General features: G+C 40.6%; 24 protein-coding genes and 2 tRNA genes. 5 read left to right on the plus strand and 21 right to left on the minus strand.

Annotation, left to right across the window (positions count from 1 at the left end; genetic code table 11):
- Nucleotides 1-10: 10 nt before the first annotated feature.
- Nucleotides 11-826 (minus strand): bifunctional DNA-formamidopyrimidine glycosylase/DNA-(apurinic or apyrimidinic site) lyase, encoded by an 816-nt coding sequence (gene mutM / locus MKS91_RS00065; protein WP_258568809.1) that lies wholly within the window; start codon nt 824-826, stop codon nt 11-13.
- Nucleotides 827-939: 113 nt separating this feature from the next.
- On the opposite strand from mutM, the gene MKS91_RS00070 reads away from it, so the two are divergent.
- The 3 genes from MKS91_RS00070 (at nt 940) to MKS91_RS00080 (ending at nt 3,735) form a co-directional block, all read left to right on the plus strand.
- Nucleotides 940-2,697 carry a hypothetical protein gene (locus tag MKS91_RS00070; protein WP_258568810.1) on the plus strand — a complete coding sequence of 586 codons (1,758 nt, stop codon included), beginning with the start codon at nt 940-942 and terminating at the stop codon, nt 2,695-2,697.
- Between the two features lie 12 nt (nt 2,698-2,709).
- Nucleotides 2,710-3,204 (plus strand): hypothetical protein, encoded by a 495-nt coding sequence (locus MKS91_RS00075; protein WP_258568811.1) that lies wholly within the window; start codon nt 2,710-2,712, stop codon nt 3,202-3,204.
- A 162-nt stretch (nt 3,205-3,366) separates the two neighbouring features.
- Complete coding sequence (locus MKS91_RS00080; RefSeq protein ID WP_258568812.1) at nt 3,367-3,735, plus strand: hypothetical protein; 369 nt, start codon at nt 3,367-3,369, stop codon at nt 3,733-3,735.
- 75 nt (nt 3,736-3,810) lie between these two features.
- Here MKS91_RS00080 and csrA read toward each other — a convergent pair whose 3' ends face one another.
- The 11 genes from csrA to rpmI all read right to left on the minus strand — a co-directional run bounded on the left by csrA (nt 3,811) and on the right by rpmI (nt 13,828).
- Entirely contained in the window at nt 3,811-4,017 is a 207-nt protein-coding gene (gene csrA / locus MKS91_RS00085; RefSeq protein WP_258568813.1) for a carbon storage regulator CsrA, read from the minus strand.
- A gap of 92 nt (nt 4,018-4,109) precedes the next feature.
- Nucleotides 4,110-4,808 carry an amino acid kinase family protein gene (locus MKS91_RS00090; protein WP_258568814.1) on the minus strand — a complete coding sequence of 233 codons (699 nt, stop codon included), beginning with the start codon at nt 4,806-4,808 and terminating at the stop codon, nt 4,110-4,112.
- Nucleotides 4,808-7,366 (minus strand): alanine--tRNA ligase, encoded by a 2,559-nt coding sequence (gene alaS, locus MKS91_RS00095; protein ID WP_258568815.1) that lies wholly within the window; start codon nt 7,364-7,366, stop codon nt 4,808-4,810. Before alaS ends, MKS91_RS00090 begins: the two co-directional genes overlap by 1 nt.
- A 62-nt stretch (nt 7,367-7,428) precedes the next feature.
- Nucleotides 7,429-8,364, minus strand: a complete 936-nt coding sequence (locus tag MKS91_RS00100) for an N-acetylmuramoyl-L-alanine amidase family protein (protein ID WP_258568816.1) — start codon at nt 8,362-8,364, stop codon at nt 7,429-7,431.
- Entirely contained in the window at nt 8,361-9,257 is an 897-nt protein-coding gene (locus tag MKS91_RS00105) for a hypothetical protein (RefSeq protein WP_258568817.1), read from the minus strand. Before MKS91_RS00105 ends, MKS91_RS00100 begins: the two co-directional genes overlap by 4 nt.
- A 14-nt stretch (nt 9,258-9,271) precedes the next feature.
- A tRNA-Pro gene (locus tag MKS91_RS00110) sits at nt 9,272-9,345 on the minus strand.
- Between the two features lie 72 nt (nt 9,346-9,417).
- Nucleotides 9,418-9,771: an integration host factor subunit alpha gene (locus MKS91_RS00115; RefSeq protein WP_258568818.1), complete on the minus strand. Its 354-nt coding sequence runs from the start codon at nt 9,769-9,771 to the stop codon at nt 9,418-9,420.
- 149 nt (nt 9,772-9,920) lie between these two features.
- Nucleotides 9,921-12,239, minus strand: coding sequence for a phenylalanine--tRNA ligase subunit beta (gene pheT / locus MKS91_RS00120; protein ID WP_258568819.1), 2,319 nt, complete (start codon nt 12,237-12,239; stop codon nt 9,921-9,923).
- A 1-nt stretch (nt 12,240) separates the two neighbouring features.
- Entirely contained in the window at nt 12,241-13,224 is a 984-nt protein-coding gene (gene pheS / locus MKS91_RS00125) for a phenylalanine--tRNA ligase subunit alpha (RefSeq protein WP_258568820.1), read from the minus strand.
- A 2-nt stretch (nt 13,225-13,226) separates the two neighbouring features.
- Nucleotides 13,227-13,589, minus strand: a complete 363-nt coding sequence (rplT, locus tag MKS91_RS00130; protein ID WP_258568821.1) for a 50S ribosomal protein L20 — start codon at nt 13,587-13,589, stop codon at nt 13,227-13,229.
- 8 nt (nt 13,590-13,597) lie between these two features.
- Nucleotides 13,598-13,828, minus strand: coding sequence for a 50S ribosomal protein L35 (gene rpmI / locus MKS91_RS00135; RefSeq protein WP_258568822.1), 231 nt, complete (start codon nt 13,826-13,828; stop codon nt 13,598-13,600).
- Nucleotides 13,829-14,273: 445 nt separating this feature from the next.
- Between rpmI and MKS91_RS00140 the strand changes: the two genes are divergently transcribed.
- Nucleotides 14,274-14,585 carry a hypothetical protein gene (locus tag MKS91_RS00140; protein ID WP_258568823.1) on the plus strand — a complete coding sequence of 104 codons (312 nt, stop codon included), beginning with the start codon at nt 14,274-14,276 and terminating at the stop codon, nt 14,583-14,585.
- Between the two features lie 35 nt (nt 14,586-14,620).
- Here the strand turns inward: MKS91_RS00140 and MKS91_RS00145 are convergent, their stop codons facing one another.
- The 7 genes from MKS91_RS00145 to MKS91_RS00175 form a co-directional block, all read right to left on the minus strand.
- Nucleotides 14,621-14,995: a MazG nucleotide pyrophosphohydrolase domain-containing protein gene (locus tag MKS91_RS00145; RefSeq protein ID WP_258568824.1), complete on the minus strand. Its 375-nt coding sequence runs from the start codon at nt 14,993-14,995 to the stop codon at nt 14,621-14,623.
- A 6-nt stretch (nt 14,996-15,001) separates the two neighbouring features.
- The gene (gene infC / locus MKS91_RS00150) at nt 15,002-15,523 is read right to left on the minus strand and encodes a translation initiation factor IF-3 (protein WP_258568825.1); all 522 of its coding nucleotides are present in this window, start codon (nt 15,521-15,523) and stop codon (nt 15,002-15,004) included.
- 10 nt (nt 15,524-15,533) lie between these two features.
- Nucleotides 15,534-17,381: a threonine--tRNA ligase gene (thrS, locus tag MKS91_RS00155; protein ID WP_258568826.1), complete on the minus strand. Its 1,848-nt coding sequence runs from the start codon at nt 17,379-17,381 to the stop codon at nt 15,534-15,536.
- Between the two features lie 27 nt (nt 17,382-17,408).
- Nucleotides 17,409-17,480 (minus strand) — tRNA-Val (locus tag MKS91_RS00160).
- A 43-nt stretch (nt 17,481-17,523) separates the two neighbouring features.
- Nucleotides 17,524-18,105 carry a hypothetical protein gene (locus MKS91_RS00165; protein ID WP_258568827.1) on the minus strand — a complete coding sequence of 194 codons (582 nt, stop codon included), beginning with the start codon at nt 18,103-18,105 and terminating at the stop codon, nt 17,524-17,526.
- Entirely contained in the window at nt 18,090-18,626 is a 537-nt protein-coding gene (locus MKS91_RS00170; RefSeq protein WP_258568828.1) for an ABC transporter ATP-binding protein, read from the minus strand. Before MKS91_RS00170 ends, MKS91_RS00165 begins: the two co-directional genes overlap by 16 nt.
- Nucleotides 18,627-18,668: 42 nt before the next feature.
- Nucleotides 18,669-19,010: a hypothetical protein gene (locus MKS91_RS00175; protein WP_258568829.1), complete on the minus strand. Its 342-nt coding sequence runs from the start codon at nt 19,008-19,010 to the stop codon at nt 18,669-18,671.
- 170 nt (nt 19,011-19,180) lie between these two features.
- Between MKS91_RS00175 and MKS91_RS00180 the strand changes: the two genes are divergently transcribed.
- On the plus strand, nt 19,181-19,324 hold the full coding sequence (locus tag MKS91_RS00180) for a hypothetical protein (protein ID WP_258568830.1): 144 nt from the start codon (nt 19,181-19,183) through the stop codon (nt 19,322-19,324).
- Between the two features lie 66 nt (nt 19,325-19,390).
- Here the strand turns inward: MKS91_RS00180 and MKS91_RS00185 are convergent, their stop codons facing one another.
- Both MKS91_RS00185 and MKS91_RS00190 read right to left on the minus strand, forming a co-directional pair.
- Nucleotides 19,391-20,182, minus strand: coding sequence for a hypothetical protein (locus tag MKS91_RS00185; RefSeq protein WP_258568831.1), 792 nt, complete (start codon nt 20,180-20,182; stop codon nt 19,391-19,393).
- 51 nt (nt 20,183-20,233) lie between these two features.
- The gene (locus MKS91_RS00190; protein ID WP_258568832.1) at nt 20,234-21,193 is read right to left on the minus strand and encodes a hypothetical protein; all 960 of its coding nucleotides are present in this window, start codon (nt 21,191-21,193) and stop codon (nt 20,234-20,236) included.
- Between the last annotated feature and the right edge of the window lie 440 nt (nt 21,194-21,633).

Consider the following 21,633-nt stretch of genomic DNA (forward strand, 5'->3'; position numbering starts at 1 on the left):
ATGAGTATAACTAACTTTGGCAGTGTTCACAATAAAATGTTGAACGGCCTGTAATTTTCACATTTTGAATGGAAGAGCCGCACGCCTGACAACCCTTACCTTCTAAACCATATACATTCAGTGACTGTTGAAAATAACCAAGGCTATTGTTTGCGGTGCGATAGTCTTTCAATGTTGTCCCACCTTCAGAAATCGCCTGGTTCAGTACTTTTTTGATCATGGCAACCAGTTTTAAGCACTCATTCTTATTGATCACTTTTGCCTGTTTAAGCGGCGATATTCCTGCTAAAAATAGTGCTTCACAGGCATATATATTACCCACACCAACAACACACCGCTGATCCATAATTAACGCTTTAATGGTTGTTCGGCGATCACGACAATGTTGATATAAATAATCACTGCTAAAGGCATCCGACAATGGCTCTACCCCATAATGTGCCAAATAGTCCTGGTAGTTTGAATGCCATGACACCATACCAAACCTTCTAGGATCATGGTACACAAGCTTTTTACCATTAGATAAATGAATCTCCATATGATCATGCTTAACCCGCTGATAGGTATGATCTTTAATCAACAACTTCCCTGTCATTCCCAAATGAATCAATACATCACAATTGGTTTTAACCACGATATACTTAGCACGCCTAAATACCATTTGAATGACACTGCCCTCCAATCTATCAGACAAATCCGTTTGAATAGGCTGTCTAAGTTTTAGGCAATGGGTATGAACGCCTAGAATCTTCAATCCAACGACCTCTTGAATTCCATCAACAACTGTTTGTACCTCTGGAAGCTCCGGCATATCAACCCTTATCATGTAAATTCTATAGATTATATAAAGATTGAGCGAGTATGCAAGAATATCTCATTTTTACTTGTACTGGGATTGTATATTGTTTATAACAAAAGCCTCTAAAGCAATGATTAAAAATGAAAAAACCAAGACACCAAGCAACAACTGCTAGCCAATCAAACAATACGCTGTATCACTTTATTCAGCGTCACCCAGGTGGCGCATTTCGTCCATCTGCTTCATCAACGGGTGCTGGACTCATGATACATGATCTAGATCTCCCCAAAAGCAAAGCCCCCTTTTCTTTTTCTGCCAAACTTCTTCCTGCCGTCAGCATCATTGAGCACCATATTAGTGTTTTTAGCAATACTGAGATCAAAAACGGCCAGACAAGTGAGTATCATTATACAGCCATTCTTGCTGACGAACACCATCAATACAGACTTCATGTTTATTTCAACAAATTAGATCAAACTTGTTGTACGCTATTATCTTATGAAGGGAAAACCCTCCCTATCGATGAGCCAGCCTTTCAAGAAAGTGCTGCAGCGCTTGCCTATACTTACACCACAAACCTCATGAGCGCTGTTCGTTCAGGGCAACAGCATTGCTTTCAAGATTTAGAACAACAATTAAATGATCAGCTAATCGAGCTAGAGGCACTTGAAATAGTGTGTGAAACAAGTCAATCTGCCTGGTTGTCCAAAGCGTCTTCTTTGCTTAAGCACCTTGAGAGCCAAAGTGCTTGTAAGCTCTTCCCTGATTGCTTTAACAAATATATAAGCCTTTTAAACTCACTAAGCTCGTCTATTACATTATTAAATTTTGAAGCACCATTGCCAGTAGATGAAGCAGCCGACGAAGCAACAACATCAGAAAGCGCTGCTGTGAGTAAACCAAGCACCCCAATCGCTGTACCAACTGCACAAATTGATAAACTCAGAGTATTAAGCGCTGAAATAAAAAAAGCTCTCCATACGATGGAAACACAGCTATCAAAAAAGACAGTAGCAGAGCTCATTGAGATGTTTTCTAAGATCGATGGCCTTATCCACTCGGCTGAAATCATTGCTGAAGATGAAACCATTTCAAAACATGCCCCTACCTTAAGCTTTAGCATTTTTACCCATCGTCAAAAGTGCAACATGATTAGAATGACGCTTGAAGCCAAAACCCTAAGATCTACTCACTATAAAGAAGCAAGACGGATTAGTTCTTCTTATTTCAATGAAAGGGATTTGTTCAATATTACCCGAGACCGTATGGCAAACTGCGATGCTGAAGCTTTAGCCTTCGTATTACACCATTACCCAATATCACTAAGTGCAATTCTCATAAAAAAGAAAGCGCCTATTGCTTTCTATATGAAAAAAGCACAGGACTCTCCAGAAATGGCCAAGCGCATTGAGTCTTGTCTCGAACTCTTAGTAGCTCATGGCTACGATGTTACTTTAAGCGAACAAGATGGCATACCGCACTGTCACTTAATTATTGCAGACCCCAGCCATTCCCTTAGAGGCACTGTACTAAAATTAGTCACACACAATCAAAAAGCCTACTTGGCACACAAACTAACCGTCTTGCAAGGCAAAAAAGGAAAACCTGCGTCTTTAGCAAAATATATTTCTTTCTATCAGTTGCCACCAATAAAAACATCCAAGCATGAACAAAGACAACTTAACAATTTACATACTTGCATTACTGATAATCTTCAGATAAAGGTCGATCCAAGTGTTAAAGAAGAGGTTGAACAAGACCCAACGATTGTTGCATTAATCAATGAGCACCAAAAACTCAATGCTGAGTATTTCCGAAGTGTGCCAGAAAAAACAAGAATGCAGTTAAACCGTGCACTAAAAGAGCAAATAGAAGATCAAAAAATATCTTTCAAATAAATGGATGCCAAAATGTATCGGGACTATGTGATCGATTCTTATAAGCACTTCAATAAAACGATACCGCTGGCTATAGATATTACAAAGCTAAATAAGACAATAAGTACATCCGGACAATTAACTCGCGTTCAGGCTGCAAGGCTTAACAAACGTGCAGCATCCTTGCAGAAAGCGATTTCAGATGCAAATACCACGTTTGGGATGCTTGCTCTAGAAAAATATTGTGATCTGCTAACAGCTGACATACCAGCAAGCGAGTGCAAGCTCACGCAAGATATGGAAAGAATGCACAGCCATCTTGACAATTCCTGTAGTGCACTTCAAGATTTAGCATCTTGTTTGGAGGACTTTTCTTCTGCTGCTAAACTTTTGTGTCCAGAATCCCCAAACCCAATCGACAGTGACGACCTAAGAGACCCTCTAGAAGGAATACCTCAAGAGGCAATTCGCGATAATTTATCAAATGGACTCTCACCACTAGAAGGAATCATCAAACTTCTTCGCTAAATGCAGCTATCTAATGTCTCAAAATAGCAAGTTAACACTTTATAGACGACTGACTAAAGTGTATCGGGGGTTGTTAACTTATCAACCCTGATGACTGAGTATATTTTGTGATTGGCGGCTGTTATTAATGAGATTATAATATTAAAAACAAAGAGGAAAATCATGAATGCTTTTAGAAACTTCACAAAAAATGAATACTTATTAACTGGAATCTTATTTCCTATCTCAGTAGCTATCGGCTTGGTGAATCTCAACTTCGATACTGCAACACCATTTCTGATATTCATTCTGTGCGCACTCTATGCAACCAATATGATATCATCCATAATCTTTAATGGTATTCAAACCACTGCAAGAGTTGCATTCAAAAGGCTGTTCTTATTCATTCAGATCAGTGCTTTAGTCGGCATAGCATTGTATATCCCTAATGCACCTTATGACTCAACACTTATATATGCTTATAGCGCTTTCATCTTTGTGTTTTACACCTTCTTACAGGATGACATCAGCGCTGAAGAACTAGCCAAATAAATCTACTTTGATAGATATATTTAACGTATAAAAAAGGGGCAATATTTGCCCCTTTAATATTGATAACTATTTGAACTAGTCGTCCAAAACATCAGGCGCTTCACCAGTCGCATCTTCATCACCGAACTTAATCCGGTTATAAATTTCTTCTCGATGTACACTGACATCTTTAGGCGCGTCAATACCAATACGGACTTGGTGACCTTTAACACTCAAGACAGTAATGGTGACATCATCACCAATTTTAAGAGACTCACCTACTTTTCTTGTTAATATTAACATTTTCTTCTCCTACGTTCATCCTATACCTAAATAGTCCACAACCAGTATTATAATACAAAAAATCATTTTGTCATCTTTTTTTTGCAAAAAAATCAATTATTTTCGAAGATTTCTTCTATCATGCCGATCACCGTCCCTGAGGAATACCGGTTCCAATGCCCAAATGATAATGATAAACTGTGACGCTGGGCCATTAATATCGCCGATCGGCTCATTGGTGCTTCATCTTTGGTGATTAATGAAAGCAGCGAGTCATACGAAATTTTACGACAAGCCATGCCTTCCCCATTATAAATATATGGAATATTCGAATAGATGTGACACGGAACTTTTAGTGCAATGGCTAAAGCCACAGCTGTATCATCGGAAGATCCTCGATGCAAAATTGCCAATTGGCCATTGGGGCCTACAGCATGAAATCCTGGTACGATAACCACTTTGTTAACAGATAAGTTATTTATAATCATACTAGGATCAATCCGATCAATAAAACCACCGTGAGAACTTGTGCTTTGAATCCCTAGATCCTCATAACCGATGATAACGGAGTCACGGCCCGACAGTTTCAGCATTTTTTGCATCAAGCTGCAAGAGAACATTTCGCCTAACGCAATCAGCTCGTTTTTTTCTAAACCATCTGGAAATCTATCACTGGCCTGGTATAAGCAGTTTGTCATATCGCCTTGAGCTGAAAGAACAATAACCATAGGGACATCTGGAAGGTTGCTACAAATATCACGTATATTGTTTAATGACTGTAGAGAGCTACCACCGTATTTCCTTACGTGCATTACAAGCCTTGCAATATCTTTAAAAGCTCGTCAGCATGAATACTGGTTGCCTCAAGAACCCCTTGGGCCATCTTAGGGTTACCGCCTCCTTTTCCAGAATAACGCTCTGATAGCGCTTTAAAGATCTTATTTGCAGGATACTTCACCCCAACACCACCAACAAGAAGTGTACATCCTTGATCTGAAGGCGCCTGCAATACAATCACTGCATGATTCACGGATGATTTAATTAAGTCATGCAACATACGCAATGTTTTACCTGAAGCACCAGATACGACCTGAGCAATCAACTTTTCTTCACCATCAATATCCACTGCCGCTTGTATCCATTGGGAGACCTGGCTTTTAAAATACTCTTTTTCAGATGCTTCAACTTTCTTACGCAATTGCTTATTCTCTTGTAATAACTGATCTACTTTATGAGAAATCGCGACTACGTCACATTTCAGTGATTGTGCCATGGCAATTTCTGCTGCTTTTTGACTCTGAACTTCTTTAAAGGCACAAGCCCCGGTCAAAGCCTCTAGACGCCTAACACCCGATGCAATGCCTGTTTCTGACACAATCATCAGCAATCCAATCTCGCCGGTTGCCTTAACATGCGTTCCGCCACACAGTTCTGCAGAAAACGCACCAAACCGAACAACTCTAACAGGGTCTTCATACTTTTCATCAAACAATGCCATAATATCCATTTTTTTCGCATCAGCCAAACTGACCCATTCACAAACCTGAGCATGATTCAATCGAATTTGCTCATTAACAATTCTTTCAACAGATTGAATATCCCCTAGGGTCATTGGCTGATTATGGGTAAAATCAAATCGCAACCGCTCATGATTCACCAACGATCCCTTTTGAACCACATGCTTTCCCAAGACCTCACGTAGCGCCTCATGGATTAAATGGGTCGCACTATGATTTAACATGGTATCCTGACGCCTGGTATCTACCTCTAGTGATACCTGTTCTCCAACATTAAAAGAGCCCTGTTCCACATGACCAAAATGTAAAATTGTTTGCCCTATTTTTTGGGTATCCAACACCTTAAAGGCCCCTGATTGTGTTTGAATGTTTCCACAATCTCCAACTTGGCCACCACCTTCTGGGTAGAAAGGTGTTTTTTCAACAACCACCACACCAGTATCACCTTCTTGCAATGTATGAATTTCAGCATTGTCTTTCAAAAGGTGCACAATCATTGATGCGTCACTAGCATGTAGATGACCTGTAAATTCAGTTGTATAAGGCAGTTTGATGTCAGGAGTCTGAACTGAGAAATTATGACTGGCCCTTGAACGGTCTTTTTGTCGAAGCATTTCGGCATGATACCCCTCTTCATCCAACTTTAATTGATATTTTTTTGCCAAATCTTTCGCAATATCCAATGGAAAACCATAGGTGTCATACATCATAAAGGCTGTCTTGCCATCAATGTCAATTTTTTGGGAAATGTTTTTTTCTAGTATCTTCATCCCCTGCTCTATCGTGCTGTGGAATCGCAACTCTTCGTCCTTAATCACTTGGACAATAACATCTTGGTGCTCATGAATACCTGGGTATGCTGCTCCCATAACCTTTGCGACGCTATCAACCAATTGATGGAAGAAGGGTTTCGTAACTCCTTGCCGATAAGCAAACCCCATTGCGCGACGAATAATACGCCTTAATACATAGCCCCGTCCCTCATTACTTGGATAAACTTGGTCTAATATTAAAAAGACTGTTGCTCGAATGTGATCTGCGATCACACGAGAAGATACGGTATCAATTGTCATTGATTGCTGGCTCAACTGGCCAATAATTTCAGTAAACAAATCACTATCATAATTGTTGTAAACGGATTGTAATACCGCACATAGCCTTTCAAGGCCCATCCCCGTATCTAGCCCCATAGATTCTAATTCAACTTTACGACCATCTGGCAACATTTCATATTGCATGAATACCAAATTCCAAATCTCAGTATACCGGTCACCATCTTCATCTGGAGATCCTGGAGGCCCACCTGCAACACTATCTCCGTGATCATAAAATATTTCTGTGCATGGTCCACATGGTCCAACATCACCCATAGACCAAAAATTATCTTTTTCACCGCAGGATATCACTCGATCACTTGGTATCCCAATCACAGACTCCCAGATCTTTCTGGCTTCATGATCATCATGATATACTGTCACCCAAAGTTTATCTTTAGGAATGTTATAATGCTCTGTCATCAGCTCCCAAGCTTCCTGAATAGCAACAGACTTGTTAGCACCCTTAAACACAAAGTTCCCTAACATCTCAAAGAATGTATGGTGACGCGCCGTTAAACCCACTTGCTCTAAATCATTATGCTTCCCACCAGCCCGTATGCACTTTTGAGATGAAACGACCTTCAACGACTCTGGTTGCCGCACGCCAAGAAAGTAATCTTTAAATGGCACCATGCCTGCATTGGTAAACAATAACGTCTGGTCACCTGCCGGCACAAGCGATGCAGAATCAACCGGCTGATAGCCTTTTGATGCAAAGTATTTGATAAAGGTTTCACGAATCTGGTTACTGTTCATCAACTAATCTCTAAATTAAATCATTTGCCCTAGCATAGTTTATTTCTAATTACAACGCAATATCAATCCACTGCGCCTGCATGGATCAAACCCTCTTTCTGATAAATAAATGCTTTTAATGCACCCGCTATATCTTTTGCCAACCGCATTTGATACGCCTCATCTGCCAATTTTTCCGCCTCTTCTCGATTTGAAATAAAACCAAGCTCCATTAACAAGGACGGTGTATACGGTGACCTTAAAACCACAAAGGGCTCCGGTTTTGGAGCTTGAGTATGTAAATCATAGCGCTCCTGAAAACACTGGAGAAATGCTATTGCCAACGCTTGAGCCTCCTCTATCACCACACTTTTCTGACTGACATCTTCTTTTGCAAGCAAGCCTTGACTCTGGCTTGACCCTTGACTGTTATCAATATAATAAACCCCCATACCTTTAGGCTGACTATCCAAGTAAGCATCAGCATGGATGGATAAGAAGTAATCTGGCTTTTGCGCTATAGCCATTTTCAAACGATCATATTTATCCAAATAACGATCAACTTCACGCGTTAAGCTTGCATGCAGGCCCGGAATACTATTTAAACAATCTGCCACCAATTTGGCATAGGCCAACACCAAGTCTTTTTCTAAAAGACCATCTTTTGAAATGGCACCGGGATCTTTCCCTCCATGGCCCGGATCTAATAAAATATGGATTTGTGATTTCTTCTCTTCTTTACCGTAGTAATCAACGACCAACCTGTCGCTATCTTGACGAACCAAATATCTTGTGCCAGGCCGTAGCAACCACATACAATCCGCGTCAGTACAATCTGCCAAATAACTATATTGTCGCACTCTTGGCTGCTCCATTAGCGTTAAAGGCTGACTACTTTTTACTATCAGGATATTCCCAATATGTTGCACCACCACATCTGACTCTACATCCTGAAAGACATATTGTTCATGTGCCATTGAGGTCATAGCCAAAAGGATTAAAACCAAATAAGCAATCATCTTTTCACCTGCTGACAACACGGCAAATCATCCCCACACTGACGAATACCATTAACTGCACCATCAAAAAACAACACCGGCATCATATTCCATGAAGAATAAACCAATAGCTTACTAGAGATTGCTTTGGTGAAAGAGGCTGCAAACACACACGATAAACTTAAAATATCCCATAAACCCACATCATATGCATGCTTAGATAGCAACTTAATTTTATCATAACTTCTAACACTATTACCCAATGCCACGGCAACAATGGGAAAGTACAAAAAACGCCGGAACAAATACAACGGCTGATAAATCCCGCCATATTGATTCACCAAACTTACCATACTTAAAGTTACTGCTAACATCTTAAAATGGCACGTAACCAATGTGATAAGCATCATGCTGAACAGCACAACAAGATCTTGATGACCATATTCACTGACTTTCAATGATATATTTGAAAAATCTCCAACAGCCCAACCTTGCATACCATCTGTACATCGTTTCACATCCGCCAAAGCATTTAAAAACACATACATCGCGTAAACAATTGGCAACCGGTTCAAGACAAAACTGTAATATGAATCTTGAGAAAAACCCAACAACAAAAATGAAAAACTCTTGGTCACAAACCCTACCAACGCGGTTAATGCGCACAGCACAACATGCATCACACTGTACGCATCACCGGCTATTTTTTGCTCAATATTGAAGATGTTCTGAATTTTTTTCGTATTTCTATAAACTGAATGGATGCTGGTTAAAAAAACTGACAGGGTTGCTACCCAAGCCAATGACAATGAATATGGATAGAAGTACAGCTTACTATAGGCCAACACCGATAGCATTTCCATGCCTGCAATAATCATTGCAAACACCACACGCACCATCCAATGGAATTCCATAGTTTCCCCTTATATCGGGACGACTGGATTCGAACCAGCGACCTCTTGCGCCCCATGCAAGCGCGCTACCAAGCTGCGCCACGCCCCGAAAAACCTCAAACATATATGGATTCTAAATCATACATCACGAAATGTCCATCATGATGTCACATGATCAATTTTAAGATACTTCGCCAATCTCTTCAGCTTCAAGAGACTCAATCTGCTCCTGAATAAGACTCTTCAGCTTATTACCCGCCTTAAAGGTCACAACGCGGCGAGCAGAAACAACACACTCTTCAAGTGTCTTAGGATTTCTTCCCGGACGCGGCTCTTTATCGATAAGCTTAAAATTACCAAAACTAGAAATCTTAACTTCCTCTCCTCTAGCTAAAGAGTTTACAATTAGTGAAAATAAGGATTCTACAAATTGCTCACTTTCAATTCTGGTTAGTCCCATCTGCGACGACACTTCTTCTGTTAATATCGCTCTTGTTAGTGTTTTCTGTACTTTCGTATCGTTTGAGGTACTCATTATCATCTCCAGTAAAACGTATAAAAAATATACAAGAGTTATAACAAAAAAGCATTATAAATTCAAGACTAATATGACACTTAGATGGAATTTTCAGGCGTAAAACATATTAGCCATCATCGCAGATACTAACACACCAAAACGGACTATTAAGATTGAGTATAATTATCCAACAAACCTCTAATCACCAACATTGACTTTTCAACACTTTTATCCGAAAGTGTTTTTTCACTTGATTGAAAACCAATACGCCAAGTGATATTGACTGCGTCGCTACTCTGAGAATAAATATCTTGTAGCACGATAGTCTTTAAGTATGGAATATCTGCTGAGACAATATCGTTCTGCATATCTCCTGCCTTAACGTCTAATCCAACCGTTATCGTCACATCACGACTCACAGCAGGATACTTTGATGGTATGCGAATGGGGTTCTGTTGACCGGAAGCCAGCCTATCTAAATGCAAGACCATTAAACCAGTATCTGGCAATGACAATACTTGACAAACATTGGGGTTCAACATCCCAATTGTGCCAAGAACCACACCTTCAGAAACAATATTGGCTGACTGCTTCGGATGCAAAGCACCATCACTGCACTCTTGCAGCAAGAATTGATGAATGCCATATGCGGAGAGTGCCGTTCTTGCTAGTGACTGCATGGTATAGTAGTCCACACACTCATCATGGTGCCCATAGCCATGATTGACCTGACCAATACAGATAGCACCCAAACTGGTGGGCTCAGAAATCTCATCTTTCAGGCTTGAAAAGGTTTCACCAACCTCGAAGAGCTTCATGTCCGTAATTTGCCTTTGGTAATTGTGCTGTGCGGCCAAAATAAGACTTTGCCATATATGGGTTCGCATATAATTATATTCAGCATGAATGGGATTTCTTAGAACAACGGGGACACCCTCTCCTTGAAAAATATTAATTAATTGCTCCGATACAAAGCTAAATTGAACAACTTCTTGATAACCTGCCTGTACCATGGCTTGCTTGCACTGCATTGTTGTATCTCTAGACAAAGGGGCTGGGTTTAACTCTGAATGCATTGGTTCTAATGCAATATTATTATATCCGTACAACCTCGCTACTTCCTCGATGATGTCAACATCCATTGACACATCATAACGATATGATGGAACGCTAACCTTCCAATTGGCACTAACATCCATCCCCAGTCTTTGCAATATATCCTGAACCTCATCCTCACGAATTGTGGTGCCCAAATAACGGTTGATTTTATCCACTGAAATGCTGACAGACACCAATTCTGCATCAAGCTTATAGCTTTGATAGGCTGTAAACGAAGCCCCTGCATAACGCTCAAGCAATTTCGCTGCATAAGCCAGTGCCGTTTGGTTCAAATCTATAGACACACCTCTCTCATAGCGGTAAGATGCATCGCTATTTAACTGGCAGTTGCGCAATGATTTTGCGATATATCTTGGAAAAAATACCGCCGACTCTAATTGAATCGTGTCACTATCTGGCAACATTCTAGAGTCCATCCCCCCCATGATGCCAGCAAGCGCCTGTGGCCCCTTTTGATCACAGACCATTAGATCCCAGGCTTTTGGCTTATAGTCCTCATCATTTAACAATTTCAGTGACTGTTCCCCACCCTGGGTTACAGACAAAGGGCCGTCTAAATATCTTTGATCAAAAGCGTGCATTGGCTGACCAATTTCTAACATCACATAGTTTAGAATATCTACCACCACATGATTCAACCCCATTCCTGCCTGTCGCAATCGATTAATCATATATAATGGTGGTGATGCCGTTCGATCCAATGTACCTGTCATGGCATCATAACCGCTGACACCATCCGCCATCCTACCCAATAACTCTGAACTTTTAACAACTAGGCCCAAATCAATACCAGAAGGGTAAGACGATAGTGTTGCTTTCTGAGAGGCTGCTAAATCTCGCGCAATGCCATAGACACTCAAACAGTCACCTCTATTGGGTGTCACATCAATATCGAGCAACCGAGCATCATGCTCAAGAACATCAATCAATCTTTGACCAGCTGATAAATCTTCTTTCACATGATAAATGCCTTTTCCCCCTTCTTCAACAAGCCCAATTTCTTGTAAAGAACAGATCATGCCTTCTGAATCAACCCCGCGTAACTTAACCGGCTTTAATATCATACCAGGCAATGTGCTTCCAACTGGTGCCACAATCACAAGCCTTGCACTTGGAACTGTAGGACATCCACATACGATAGACAATACCTCACCACCAATATCTACTTTACAGAGGTTTAATTTATCAGCATTTGGATGCTTTTCAACTTGCAATACCTCACCAATCACTAGCTTAGGGTCAATATACAAATCATCAATCACTTCTGTTTCGAATCCAGAATCAGACAACATTGAGGCCAACTGCTCAGTGGTTGCATCAATCTGACAATAAGATTGTAACCATTTAGGGGAAATAGTAAGGGACATATTAAAACTGCTCTAAAAATTCAACATGGTTCTCATATAGAACCCTAAGGTCATTAATGCCATATTTCATCATGGCCAAACGATCAATACCAATACCAAAAGCAAAACCCTGAAACGTCTCAGTATCAATTCCCGCTTCAGACAACACATTAGGATGCACCATGCCACATCCAGCCAACTCTAACCACTTGTCTCCCCATACAATATCCAGCTCTGCAGAAGGTTCTGTAAAAGGGAAAAAGGATGGGCGAAAACGATAATCTAACGGCTTACCCAAATACGCCTCACAAAACTTTAGCAGTAGCCACTTGAGTTGGGAAAAGTTACATCCTGGCTCAACAACCAAACATTCCAATTGATTAAACATAGGCGAATGCGTCGGGTCATGATCACAACGGTACACTCGACCTGGTGTTGCAATTCTCAACGGTGGTTCCTGACGATTCAGAATATGCACTTGTACAGTGGATGTATGGGTTCTTAACAATCGCTCCGAATCTTTTAAATAGAACGTATCATGCATCGTCCTTGCCGGATGATCTTCAGGAAAGTTAAGTGCTGTAAAATTATGATAGTCATCTTCAATATGAGGTCCAGACTCAATAACAAACCCCATCGTTTGCAAAATAGCCACCATTTCTTGGTATGCAATTGTGAGTGGATGTAGTGATCCTGGTTTTCTTACTTTACTTGCAGCAGTAATATCAACGCCTTTCCCCAAAAGCTTGTTCACTGCGATTTTCTCAGCTCTTGCATAACCTTCTTGTATGAGAGCATTTAATGCCATTCTTACATCATTCAGCGCTTTACCTTGAGATTTCTTGTCTTCAGGAGGTAGCTTTGCCAATGACTGATATTGCTGAGAAATCTGACTTTTCTTACCCAGATAAAATGATTTAAGCTGATCAACCTCATGGGCGATCAGCTTATCGTTCGCTTCTAGATCTGCTAATGCTGACTGACAGGCTTTAACAGATGCATCCATTGCTATTCCTTATCTAGCGCTTGCTGAGCCTGAGAAACCAATTCGGCGAAAGCGTCTGGATTGAAAATAGCCATATCACTTAAGATCTTGCGATCCAACTCAATTCCAGCAATTTTAAGACCATGCATGAAGCGACTGTAGCTCAAGCCTGCCAACCTAGTTGCAGCGTTTATCCTTGCAATCCACAACTGTCTCATTTCCCTTTTGCGCTGACGTCTGTCTCTGTAAGCATACTGTCCAGCTTTAATCACTGCCTGCTTGGCAACACGATAGACACGACTTCTAGCACCGTAATAACCTTTGGCTTTTTTAAGAACCTTTTTGTGACGCTGATTTGCGACAACGCCGCGTTTTACTCTTGACATATCCTACCTCATTTTTTCTTGATAACAGAAACAACTTTTTTCTTTAACATACGCACAACTCGCAGAACGTTACTTGCGCTCACAAATCCAGACTGACATCTCAAACGACGCTTACTATCCTGACTGTTTTTTGTCAAGATGTGACTGCGCCCTGATCGTCTTCTCTTGATCAACGTACCCGCACTGTTTGCACGAAAACGCTTAACTGCGCCTTTGTTGGTTTTTGCTTTCGTAGCCATATATACAACCCTTCGGTAATTTTACACATAATCTATGATGTTAGCGCCTCATTGTCAAGGCTTATTGCTAATTATTTACAAATGAATCACTTATTTATCTTCACCTCGGAAGCATCATCGTCCCAACTACCAGATAGCTATATAGCATCTTGAGCAACCTGTGTCATGCTAGTACAAATGAACCACATAAAAGAAAAACATGAGCACGGAATGGCACCTTGTCCTTACAGCGCACCCCCAAAACAGAATCTATTGAGCATTAAAACCAAATGATTCTTCCAAATTAATTATTAGCACTATAACAATATGTATTAATTAAGGAGCTAAAAATACCAAGAGAAAGAAACTACGAGCAAATGCAGATGCATACGCACGCTTCCTGGAGAAGCGCACTCAGCTATCAAAAGAAACCCCCAGTAGCCTTGAAAGCAAAGCTGAGCACTTAATGGATGCCCCGCCGCCACCAGAAGATAAACATGACTTTGTAATTGTAAACGACACAACTGTAGAAGCAGGCTCTAATGTCAATCCTAAATTTTTTCAAAGAGTCACTCAAGCTGCCAGCAACCTGCTTTCATATTTTAGCCGCAATCGGGGGACATACTTATCACCTACAACCTACGAAGATCTGGGTAACGAAAGCTACACTCGCTCGGATGAGCCTGATAGTAATAGTAAACAAGAACCGCCCCAGCCAAATGTGACAAGAACAGCAATAACTACCGAACAAGGCGGTCACTTGGTCAAGAAACCATAGTCAGAAAAAGCTACTTCCCTGCTCCCATGAAGTGATTACCCCACGGCTTTCTTTGCCTGCTTCCAGAGCACTAACATTTGATCAAGCGACTGGCCCTCCAGGCTTGCCAAATCCTTGTCTCTTGCAATAGATTTTAGTGCCCCCATGCGCTTCTCAAACTTGTCCAATGATAAGCTCAGCGATTCATCAATACTATATCCCTGGTGGTAACACAAAGCCATTGCTGCATGCATTAAATCACCAATTTCCTCTTGTTGTCGCTCTACTGACTCATTTTGAGATATGGCATCCAACACCTCTTGGCATTCATCTTGAATCTGCTGAATAACATCTTCAACCGTTGGGTAAGAAAATCCAAAACCTCGAGCATCATGCTCTGCAGTCACCAAACGCATGATCACATCAGACATAATCGACTACTTCTTTTTCAAAAAGTAGACCGTAGCCTGCCGCATATCAACCTTTGGTTCAGACTCTGCTTTTGCGTGCTCTTTTAAATCTTCAACCACGCGGCCCACAATTTCAGGGGTTGCAACTTTTTGACTCTGATCACGCCTGAAACGGAAACGTATTGTTACTTTCACACGGTGCCCAATGTTTAACAGCTGGATAATCTTTCTAACTTTGATCTGGTAGTCATTGTCCCCAGTAGAGGTATTGATCTTAACCTCTTTATCCTTCTTAACAACAGCACTGCCACCACCCTTTGCTTTCTTTTTCTTTTCGTACTGAAAGCGGTTGTAATCTAACGCTTTGCACACGGGTGGCTGTCCATTTGGATCCACTTCTACCAATGACAACCCGACACCTTCTGCATGCTCTCTGGCTTTAGCGACATCAATAACGCCATGTTGGTTCCCTTCATGGTCAATATAGCGGACCTGGCCACTTTTATCACCTCGTATCTGCCTGCCTAATTTAAATTTTACACCTGCCATGCTATGCTTTTTACCCCCTTTGGATCATCTCTACAAACTGCTCTAAAGTAATGCCATCAAATTTATCACCTTGACCGCCTCTAACACTAATTGTCTTTTCACTAGCCTCTTTGTCACCTACAATAATCATGTAAGGCACCTTAGCCAATGTATGTTCTCTAATTTTATAACCAATCTTTTCTGATCGTACATCTCTTTGAATCCGTATTCCAGCCTTTTTGAGCGCTTTGTATACGGTCTCAACATACCCAGCTTGTTTGTCACTAATCCCTGCAACAACAGCTTGAACTGGTGCCAACCAAATAGGCAGCCAGCCTCCAGTATTTTCAATCACAATCCCAAAGAACCGCTCTAAGGACCCTAAGATCGCACGATGCAACATCACAGGAGCTGCTTTTTCACCAGCCTGGTTGATATAGCTCGCCCCCAAACGCTCAGGCATTGAGAAATCAAGCTGCACAGTACCACACTGCCAAACACGCCCAAGTGAATCATTCAAGTTGAACTCTAACTTAGGCCCATAAAATGCACCTTCACCAGCTGATAACTCCCAAGGTAGTCCACTTTGGTTCAAAATCTTTTCTAAAACAGATTCTGCATGATCCCATATGTCATCTGACCCCACACGCTTCTCAGGCCTGGTTGACAAGCGAATTTTGATATCATCAAAACCAAAATGCTTATAAATTGCCATGGCTTGTTCAATGAACCCCATCACTTCTGATTCAATTTGCTCTTCTGTACAGAAAATATGCCCATCGTCTTGCACAAATGCACGCAAACGCATCAGCCCTTGCAAAGTTCCCGAGGGCTCATAGCGATGGCATACCCCAAACTCTGCCATTCGATACGGCAAATCTCTATAGCTTCTTAACTTATCGTTAAAAACCTGAATATGACCTGGGCAATTCATGGGTTTAATCGCATAGTGACGCTTATCGCTTTCAACCCCAAACATATTCTCTTGGAACTTATCCCAGTGACCCGATTTTTCCCATAAAGAGCAGTCAATTAACATTGGCGTATTAACTTCTTGATAGTCTTGCTCTAAATAATAATCTCTCACATAACGAATGATTGCCTGATAAGCCTGCCAACCTTTAGGATGCCAGAACACCATGCCTGGTGCCTCAGGCTGAAAATGGAATAAGTCTGCTTGCTCTGCAATCTTCTTATGATTTCTCTTCTCACGCTCTTCAAGCTGTGTTAAATGCTTCTCCAAATCTTCTTGTGTCGCCCATGCAGTGCCATAAACTCTCTGAAGCATTGGATTGTTTGAGTCCCCTCTCCAGTAAGCACCTGCTGACTTCAATAACTTAAATGCCCCCAATTTGCCCGTTGTTGGCACGTGCGGGCCTCGGCATAGGTCTTTAAAACCACCTTGATTGTAAATCGTTAACATCTCCCCTTCAGGAATGTCACGAATAATCTCTGCTTTATATTTCTCACCAATAGACTCAAAATAGGCAATTGCATCATCACGAGAAATCTCTTCACGTTCTAAAGAAAAGTTTTTCTTCACCAACTGGCGCATCTTTTTTTCAATCGATGGAAAAGTGTCTGGTGTTAAAACCGTATCATCTGCAAAAGCGAAGTCATAGTAAAAGCCTTCTGAAATAACAGGACCGATAGTAATCTGGACATCGGGATAAAGCTCTTTAACAGCCATCGCTAAAAGATGCGCCGTAGAATGGCGGATAATATCAACGCCTGCTTCATCTGATGGAAAAACTGGCTCGATATCACCAGTGACATGTCGATTCAAATCAACCAACTCACCATTACATCTTGCTGCAATGGCTTTTTTTGCAACCTTTTTATCTTGCGCCTTCAAACGCTCAAATACTGTTTCCTGCACTATTCTGTCTCTTTACTTAAAGGATCGTAGGCGCGAGTGGGATCGAACCACCGACCACCACCATGTCAAGGTGGTGCTCTACCACTGAGCTACGCGCCTAAATTTCTTGAATATTATCACCATTATTACCTATAAGCAACCATTACTCTCTGATCTCCCCCACTTTAAAGCATAAATCATACAAGTATGCACCCAATGTATACTGCAAGATCCAAACTCCAAATAACAATTTTACCATCACAAGCTGCCCCATCAGTGCCATGCTTGCAAACACCATCCAAGGATACAATAATGGTAATAACATTAAATACACCACCAAAACCCCAGCCCCTTGAGACACCAAACTCGTCACGCAATGCAGCAAAAATCCCATAATATCCAACACAACCCAACAAACCAACAGTGATACCCATGATGTATTAGATGATAATATAAAAGCCAGTGGCATATTTAGCACCAAGCTCATCATCACATAAGACTTTGTCAAAAGAGCATAATAGTCTTCATGCTTCCCAACCAATCTTAACCAACCAGGCAACATATACGCATGATACCAACGGTTAGCTACCAAGGCGATCCACGGCAAATAACCCCACACCTTTTGGTCCTGCTGACTGATTTGTTGCACAATCAGCATAAACATCGCTACCATCATTAAAAATGCCAGTATTGATGGTAAATAAAACCTTACCCGACTTAATTCTAACCTTAAGAGCTTAAACATACTTCTTGATCATATCGCCACAACTCTGCATGAGAACTATACACCACGGCTCCCCCGCGCTCCAAATACTGCTCTAACAGCGAACATAGAACCGCAACGCCCTCTTGATCCAATCCATTAAACGGTTCATCTAATAACCACAAACGAGCACGACTGCAGCAAAGACGCATCAAACTCAACTTTTGAGCCTGCCCCTTCGATAACTCCTCTACGGGTTTATCTAAGCAATGATCCAACCAGTTAAGTCTAACACCCTCTTTTTCAGATAGCATCTGATAATAGTTAACCTGACTTGCCACAGTCAAGCCATACAACAATAAAGGCGTTGCTGAAATATAGCAAGCCTCAACATCGACCCTGACATCAGGCACCTTAATCTCTTGTGCTAAAATCCTGAGAACCGTGGTTTTACCACTACCATTCAAACCTGATAGCCATAGAATTTGGCCACTATTTATATTGATATCCACCAAGTTTTGGTCGTGATAAGGATGCTGAGGGATGTTTTTAATAGTAAGCATAACGTCTCAATCATGCCATGATCACCCATTTCCTGCAAGAGATTATGGACCTCGAGTAACTATCACTGTTGCTAGTGGCCCCGTAACACCGAATTCGTTTGCCAAATCAGCAAAACTTTGGGCCTCTTCAAACTTATTCACGCTTTTCTTAATCAGAGCAAGATTGTCTTTATTCACGGCAATCTCTCCATCAAATACATCTTTTGAGAATGTTATACTATGCTCAGTAGTCTCTACCTTATTGAAAATCGTTAACATAAAATCTTTTAACACGGATCCTTGAAGTGCCTGACCATCAACGTGTTGATGTAACTGTACTGATACATCTTGACTATCTAATAGCCTGTTGGTGATTCTTGCCACCTCAAGATGGATTGAAAGCATACGGCGTTGCTACACTACTTAAAAATGAAGGTATTTGTGATATAACGCACAAAGAATTAGCAGATGTAATAGGTTTACGTAAAGAAAATAGTGGGCATGGCCATTTGTTTCCCAATGAAGAACTTAGACAGAGAATATTAGTTAGCACTGTAGACATACCCAAAACTAGCATGTGGAATGCACGACAGCTATTGTGTCCAGATACGCAAGGTAATGATAATTGGAATATTCGAGTTAGCCAATATCTCTGTCAGTCAGACAAAATGTCAGAAGATGAGTTTAATGAATCTAGACCCATCTTAGACGTTGTATAGTCATTAAGCATGAGATAAAATATCTATTGCTAATAGGATCTCTCATCCAGTAACCTAAGATGATTATTAGGGCTTAGGTGATGATTCTTTTTCAGCAGCCATTTCTTTTGGAGGATTCATTGTATGACCAGCACCATATTTATTTTCTCTATTGACATTCTCAGCATGAACAGGAGAAATAATAGATGAAGTACGATTCAAATGTTTCTGCTCTTTATCTCTTTTAAATGAAAATATACTGCGCATTGTTTCTAGCAGCGCTCTAAAAAAGTTTTGAATCGGGTTACTTGACTTTTTCATCATACCACTTGCAGCATTATTAGCTAACTCTAGTGCCATGACAATTTCTCTTTTCTGATTGTCTGTTAATGCGCTAATAGCCTCTTCATCAAACTCAAAGTTGTCATTTAATAGCGTGTCACCATCCGGAGTTGCAACAATACTTTTCCCTACTTCTGCTGTATGATTGTCATGTAACAAAGGTTCTAATATCTCATCATAATATACAAAGTAATCATTCATCCCATCGAATTCTTTTTCTGATACCGTCAAGTAGTTATTTACATCACTGATTGTTTGTTTCATTTTCCCTTGTGCTTGTAACACTGCTCCAGTTAAATCTTCACTACTCATAGACGAATATTGTCCTTCAAGCTTGTTAAGCTCGTATGGTTTTGCTGTCTTGATTAACCTAGCAGATGTATCATAGGCACGATCTGCAGTTTCTACCACTTTTGATAATACTTCTGTTTGCTTGTGAGCTGATAGTAAAAGCTTACAGAGGTCTTCTAAATTCAATTTGTCTAGGTGGCTTTCCTTCACTTCTTCTGGCAGTGGAGCGTCTTCAGATGTTCCCATTTCACGAAATGTCTTTAATATTGGATCCTCTTCAGGCGCTTCAGAGACACCTTATTCGCGAAATATATCATTGGGATCTTCAAGATCAATACCACCTAACACGTCAACTATACCAAGATCTTTAAGAACATCATATGTTTCATCGTCATCAACTGTGTCTGTTGCACTCATAATGTCCAAAAGCCCTTCTTGTTTTAAATTAAGCTGATCAATAGTATGAGCAATTTTCCCCTGCATGATTTCTGACATGTTCTCAGATAAATCATAAGCCTCCTCAGACTTTCCACCCATCGATGTATTTAACTGATCTAGAATGTTACTTAAACGATCGTTTTCGCGATACAAGTCTATAATATGATCCCTAATTTTTCCTTGATCTTGCGGTGGCAAAGATAAGAGAAAAAATGTTTTGTTAAATATTCCTTTAGGTCCAGTTAAAGGTTCAAACATAGACTTATATTCCTTACACTTTTGTTCTACTTCTTTTACTGGCTCCTCTAGTATTGCTAAATTACCCCTCATTGTTGAGTTAACCTCCTCGGTTATCTCTATCATGTCCTTTGCTATGGCGATTTCTTTTTCAAGCTCTCTATCCGTTGGTTCATCAGCCACTAGTTCCCCTAGCTCTAATTCTAACTTCTCTAGTTCTAATTCTAACTCCTCAAGTTCCTTATTTGCTTCCTCATCACCAAGCTCTGTTGTCACCATGCGCTTTAAATCAGATTGTGTCACGAGTTTAAACGGCAGCGAATCATCAATACCCAGCTCTGCTTCTAGGCTTTCTTGACCTAATGCTTCTTCTGTAACATCTTGCGCTGGACCTAGTGGTCTTGCCAATACTTCGCTGATTTGATTCTCTTTAAAACTCGCCTCGTTGCTCAATCTAGTGCTATATAGATACTCTAGCAAGCTGCTCTTATTGTTTAAGTTATTGGTTTCTTGAACGATCTCTTTTTGTGCTGTTTCTAAATCAGCGTAAAGTCTCTGTAAATCAGCAAGCTGTTCTTTCAAACCCTCTGTTCGCTTTGCCGCATCATCATTAATATACTTTACTTTTTATTGCTATTTCCAAAATTGGTCACCTTGGTTATAGCTTGTATGTTTTTTTTGACAGATTTATTCAAATAGTTTTCAATAAAGGCCTTTTACTCATATTCATACACATCTCATATATCATTGTAACCCGCTGCACAAGCATCGTTGCTAGCCTAAAAATGCAGCATTAATATAGTACACTCACTAATGCTCAGTTCCCGTCACAACCATTTGGGTCTTAACCCAGCTTCTTATGTCATGAATGCCTAACAGTTATAATTTATACGTCACTTTAATATTATGTTTTTGTTTGTTTTTGTTTGTTTTTGTTTGTTTTTATTCGTCAAGTGTTGTGGTTGCTTGCTGAAAGCCTGTGAAAGTGCTACGGTGAGTTATAATGAATAGTAATAGGATAG

The sequence above is a fragment of the Candidatus Synchoanobacter obligatus genome, assembly GCF_024259865.1.
In the GTDB taxonomy this organism is placed as follows: domain Bacteria; phylum Pseudomonadota; class Gammaproteobacteria; order Comchoanobacterales; family Comchoanobacteraceae; genus Synchoanobacter; species Synchoanobacter obligatus.

What these genes read in the sequence shown, in the direction of transcription:
- MKS91_RS00080 (WP_258568812.1), top strand. Translation starts at nt 3,367, where the DNA reads ATGAATGCTTTTAGAAACTTCACAAAAAATGAATACTTATTAACTGGA.
- MKS91_RS00145 (WP_258568824.1), bottom strand. Translation starts at nt 14,995, where the DNA reads ATGTCTGATGTGATCATGCGTTTGGTGACTGCAGAGCATGATGCTCGA.
- rplT (WP_258568821.1), bottom strand. Translation starts at nt 13,589, where the DNA reads ATGTCAAGAGTAAAACGCGGCGTTGTCGCAAATCAGCGTCACAAAAAG.
- MKS91_RS00075 (WP_258568811.1), top strand. Translation starts at nt 2,710, where the DNA reads ATGTATCGGGACTATGTGATCGATTCTTATAAGCACTTCAATAAAACG.
- MKS91_RS00180 (WP_258568830.1), top strand. Translation starts at nt 19,181, where the DNA reads ATGTGGAATGCACGACAGCTATTGTGTCCAGATACGCAAGGTAATGAT.
- MKS91_RS00100 (WP_258568816.1), bottom strand. Translation starts at nt 8,364, where the DNA reads ATGATTGCTTATTTGGTTTTAATCCTTTTGGCTATGACCTCAATGGCA.
- pheS (WP_258568820.1), bottom strand. Translation starts at nt 13,224, where the DNA reads ATGGATGCATCTGTTAAAGCCTGTCAGTCAGCATTAGCAGATCTAGAA.
- alaS (WP_258568815.1), bottom strand. Translation starts at nt 7,366, where the DNA reads ATGAACAGTAACCAGATTCGTGAAACCTTTATCAAATACTTTGCATCA.
- MKS91_RS00090 (WP_258568814.1), bottom strand. Translation starts at nt 4,808, where the DNA reads ATGCACGTAAGGAAATACGGTGGTAGCTCTCTACAGTCATTAAACAAT.
- csrA (WP_258568813.1), bottom strand. Translation starts at nt 4,017, where the DNA reads ATGTTAATATTAACAAGAAAAGTAGGTGAGTCTCTTAAAATTGGTGAT.
- MKS91_RS00175 (WP_258568829.1), bottom strand. Translation starts at nt 19,010, where the DNA reads ATGCTTTCAATCCATCTTGAGGTGGCAAGAATCACCAACAGGCTATTA.
- MKS91_RS00165 (WP_258568827.1), bottom strand. Translation starts at nt 18,105, where the DNA reads ATGTTTAAGCTCTTAAGGTTAGAATTAAGTCGGGTAAGGTTTTATTTA.
- MKS91_RS00185 (WP_258568831.1), bottom strand. Translation starts at nt 20,182, where the DNA reads ATGGGAACATCTGAAGACGCTCCACTGCCAGAAGAAGTGAAGGAAAGC.
- pheT (WP_258568819.1), bottom strand. Translation starts at nt 12,239, where the DNA reads ATGTCCCTTACTATTTCCCCTAAATGGTTACAATCTTATTGTCAGATT.
- infC (WP_258568825.1), bottom strand. Translation starts at nt 15,523, where the DNA reads ATGGCAGGTGTAAAATTTAAATTAGGCAGGCAGATACGAGGTGATAAA.
- MKS91_RS00105 (WP_258568817.1), bottom strand. Translation starts at nt 9,257, where the DNA reads ATGGAATTCCATTGGATGGTGCGTGTGGTGTTTGCAATGATTATTGCA.
- MKS91_RS00115 (WP_258568818.1), bottom strand. Translation starts at nt 9,771, where the DNA reads ATGAGTACCTCAAACGATACGAAAGTACAGAAAACACTAACAAGAGCG.
- rpmI (WP_258568822.1), bottom strand. Translation starts at nt 13,828, where the DNA reads ATGGCTACGAAAGCAAAAACCAACAAAGGCGCAGTTAAGCGTTTTCGT.
- MKS91_RS00170 (WP_258568828.1), bottom strand. Translation starts at nt 18,626, where the DNA reads ATGCTTACTATTAAAAACATCCCTCAGCATCCTTATCACGACCAAAAC.
- MKS91_RS00070 (WP_258568810.1), top strand. Translation starts at nt 940, where the DNA reads ATGAAAAAACCAAGACACCAAGCAACAACTGCTAGCCAATCAAACAAT.
- MKS91_RS00140 (WP_258568823.1), top strand. Translation starts at nt 14,274, where the DNA reads ATGGATGCCCCGCCGCCACCAGAAGATAAACATGACTTTGTAATTGTA.
- mutM (WP_258568809.1), bottom strand. Translation starts at nt 826, where the DNA reads ATGATAAGGGTTGATATGCCGGAGCTTCCAGAGGTACAAACAGTTGTT.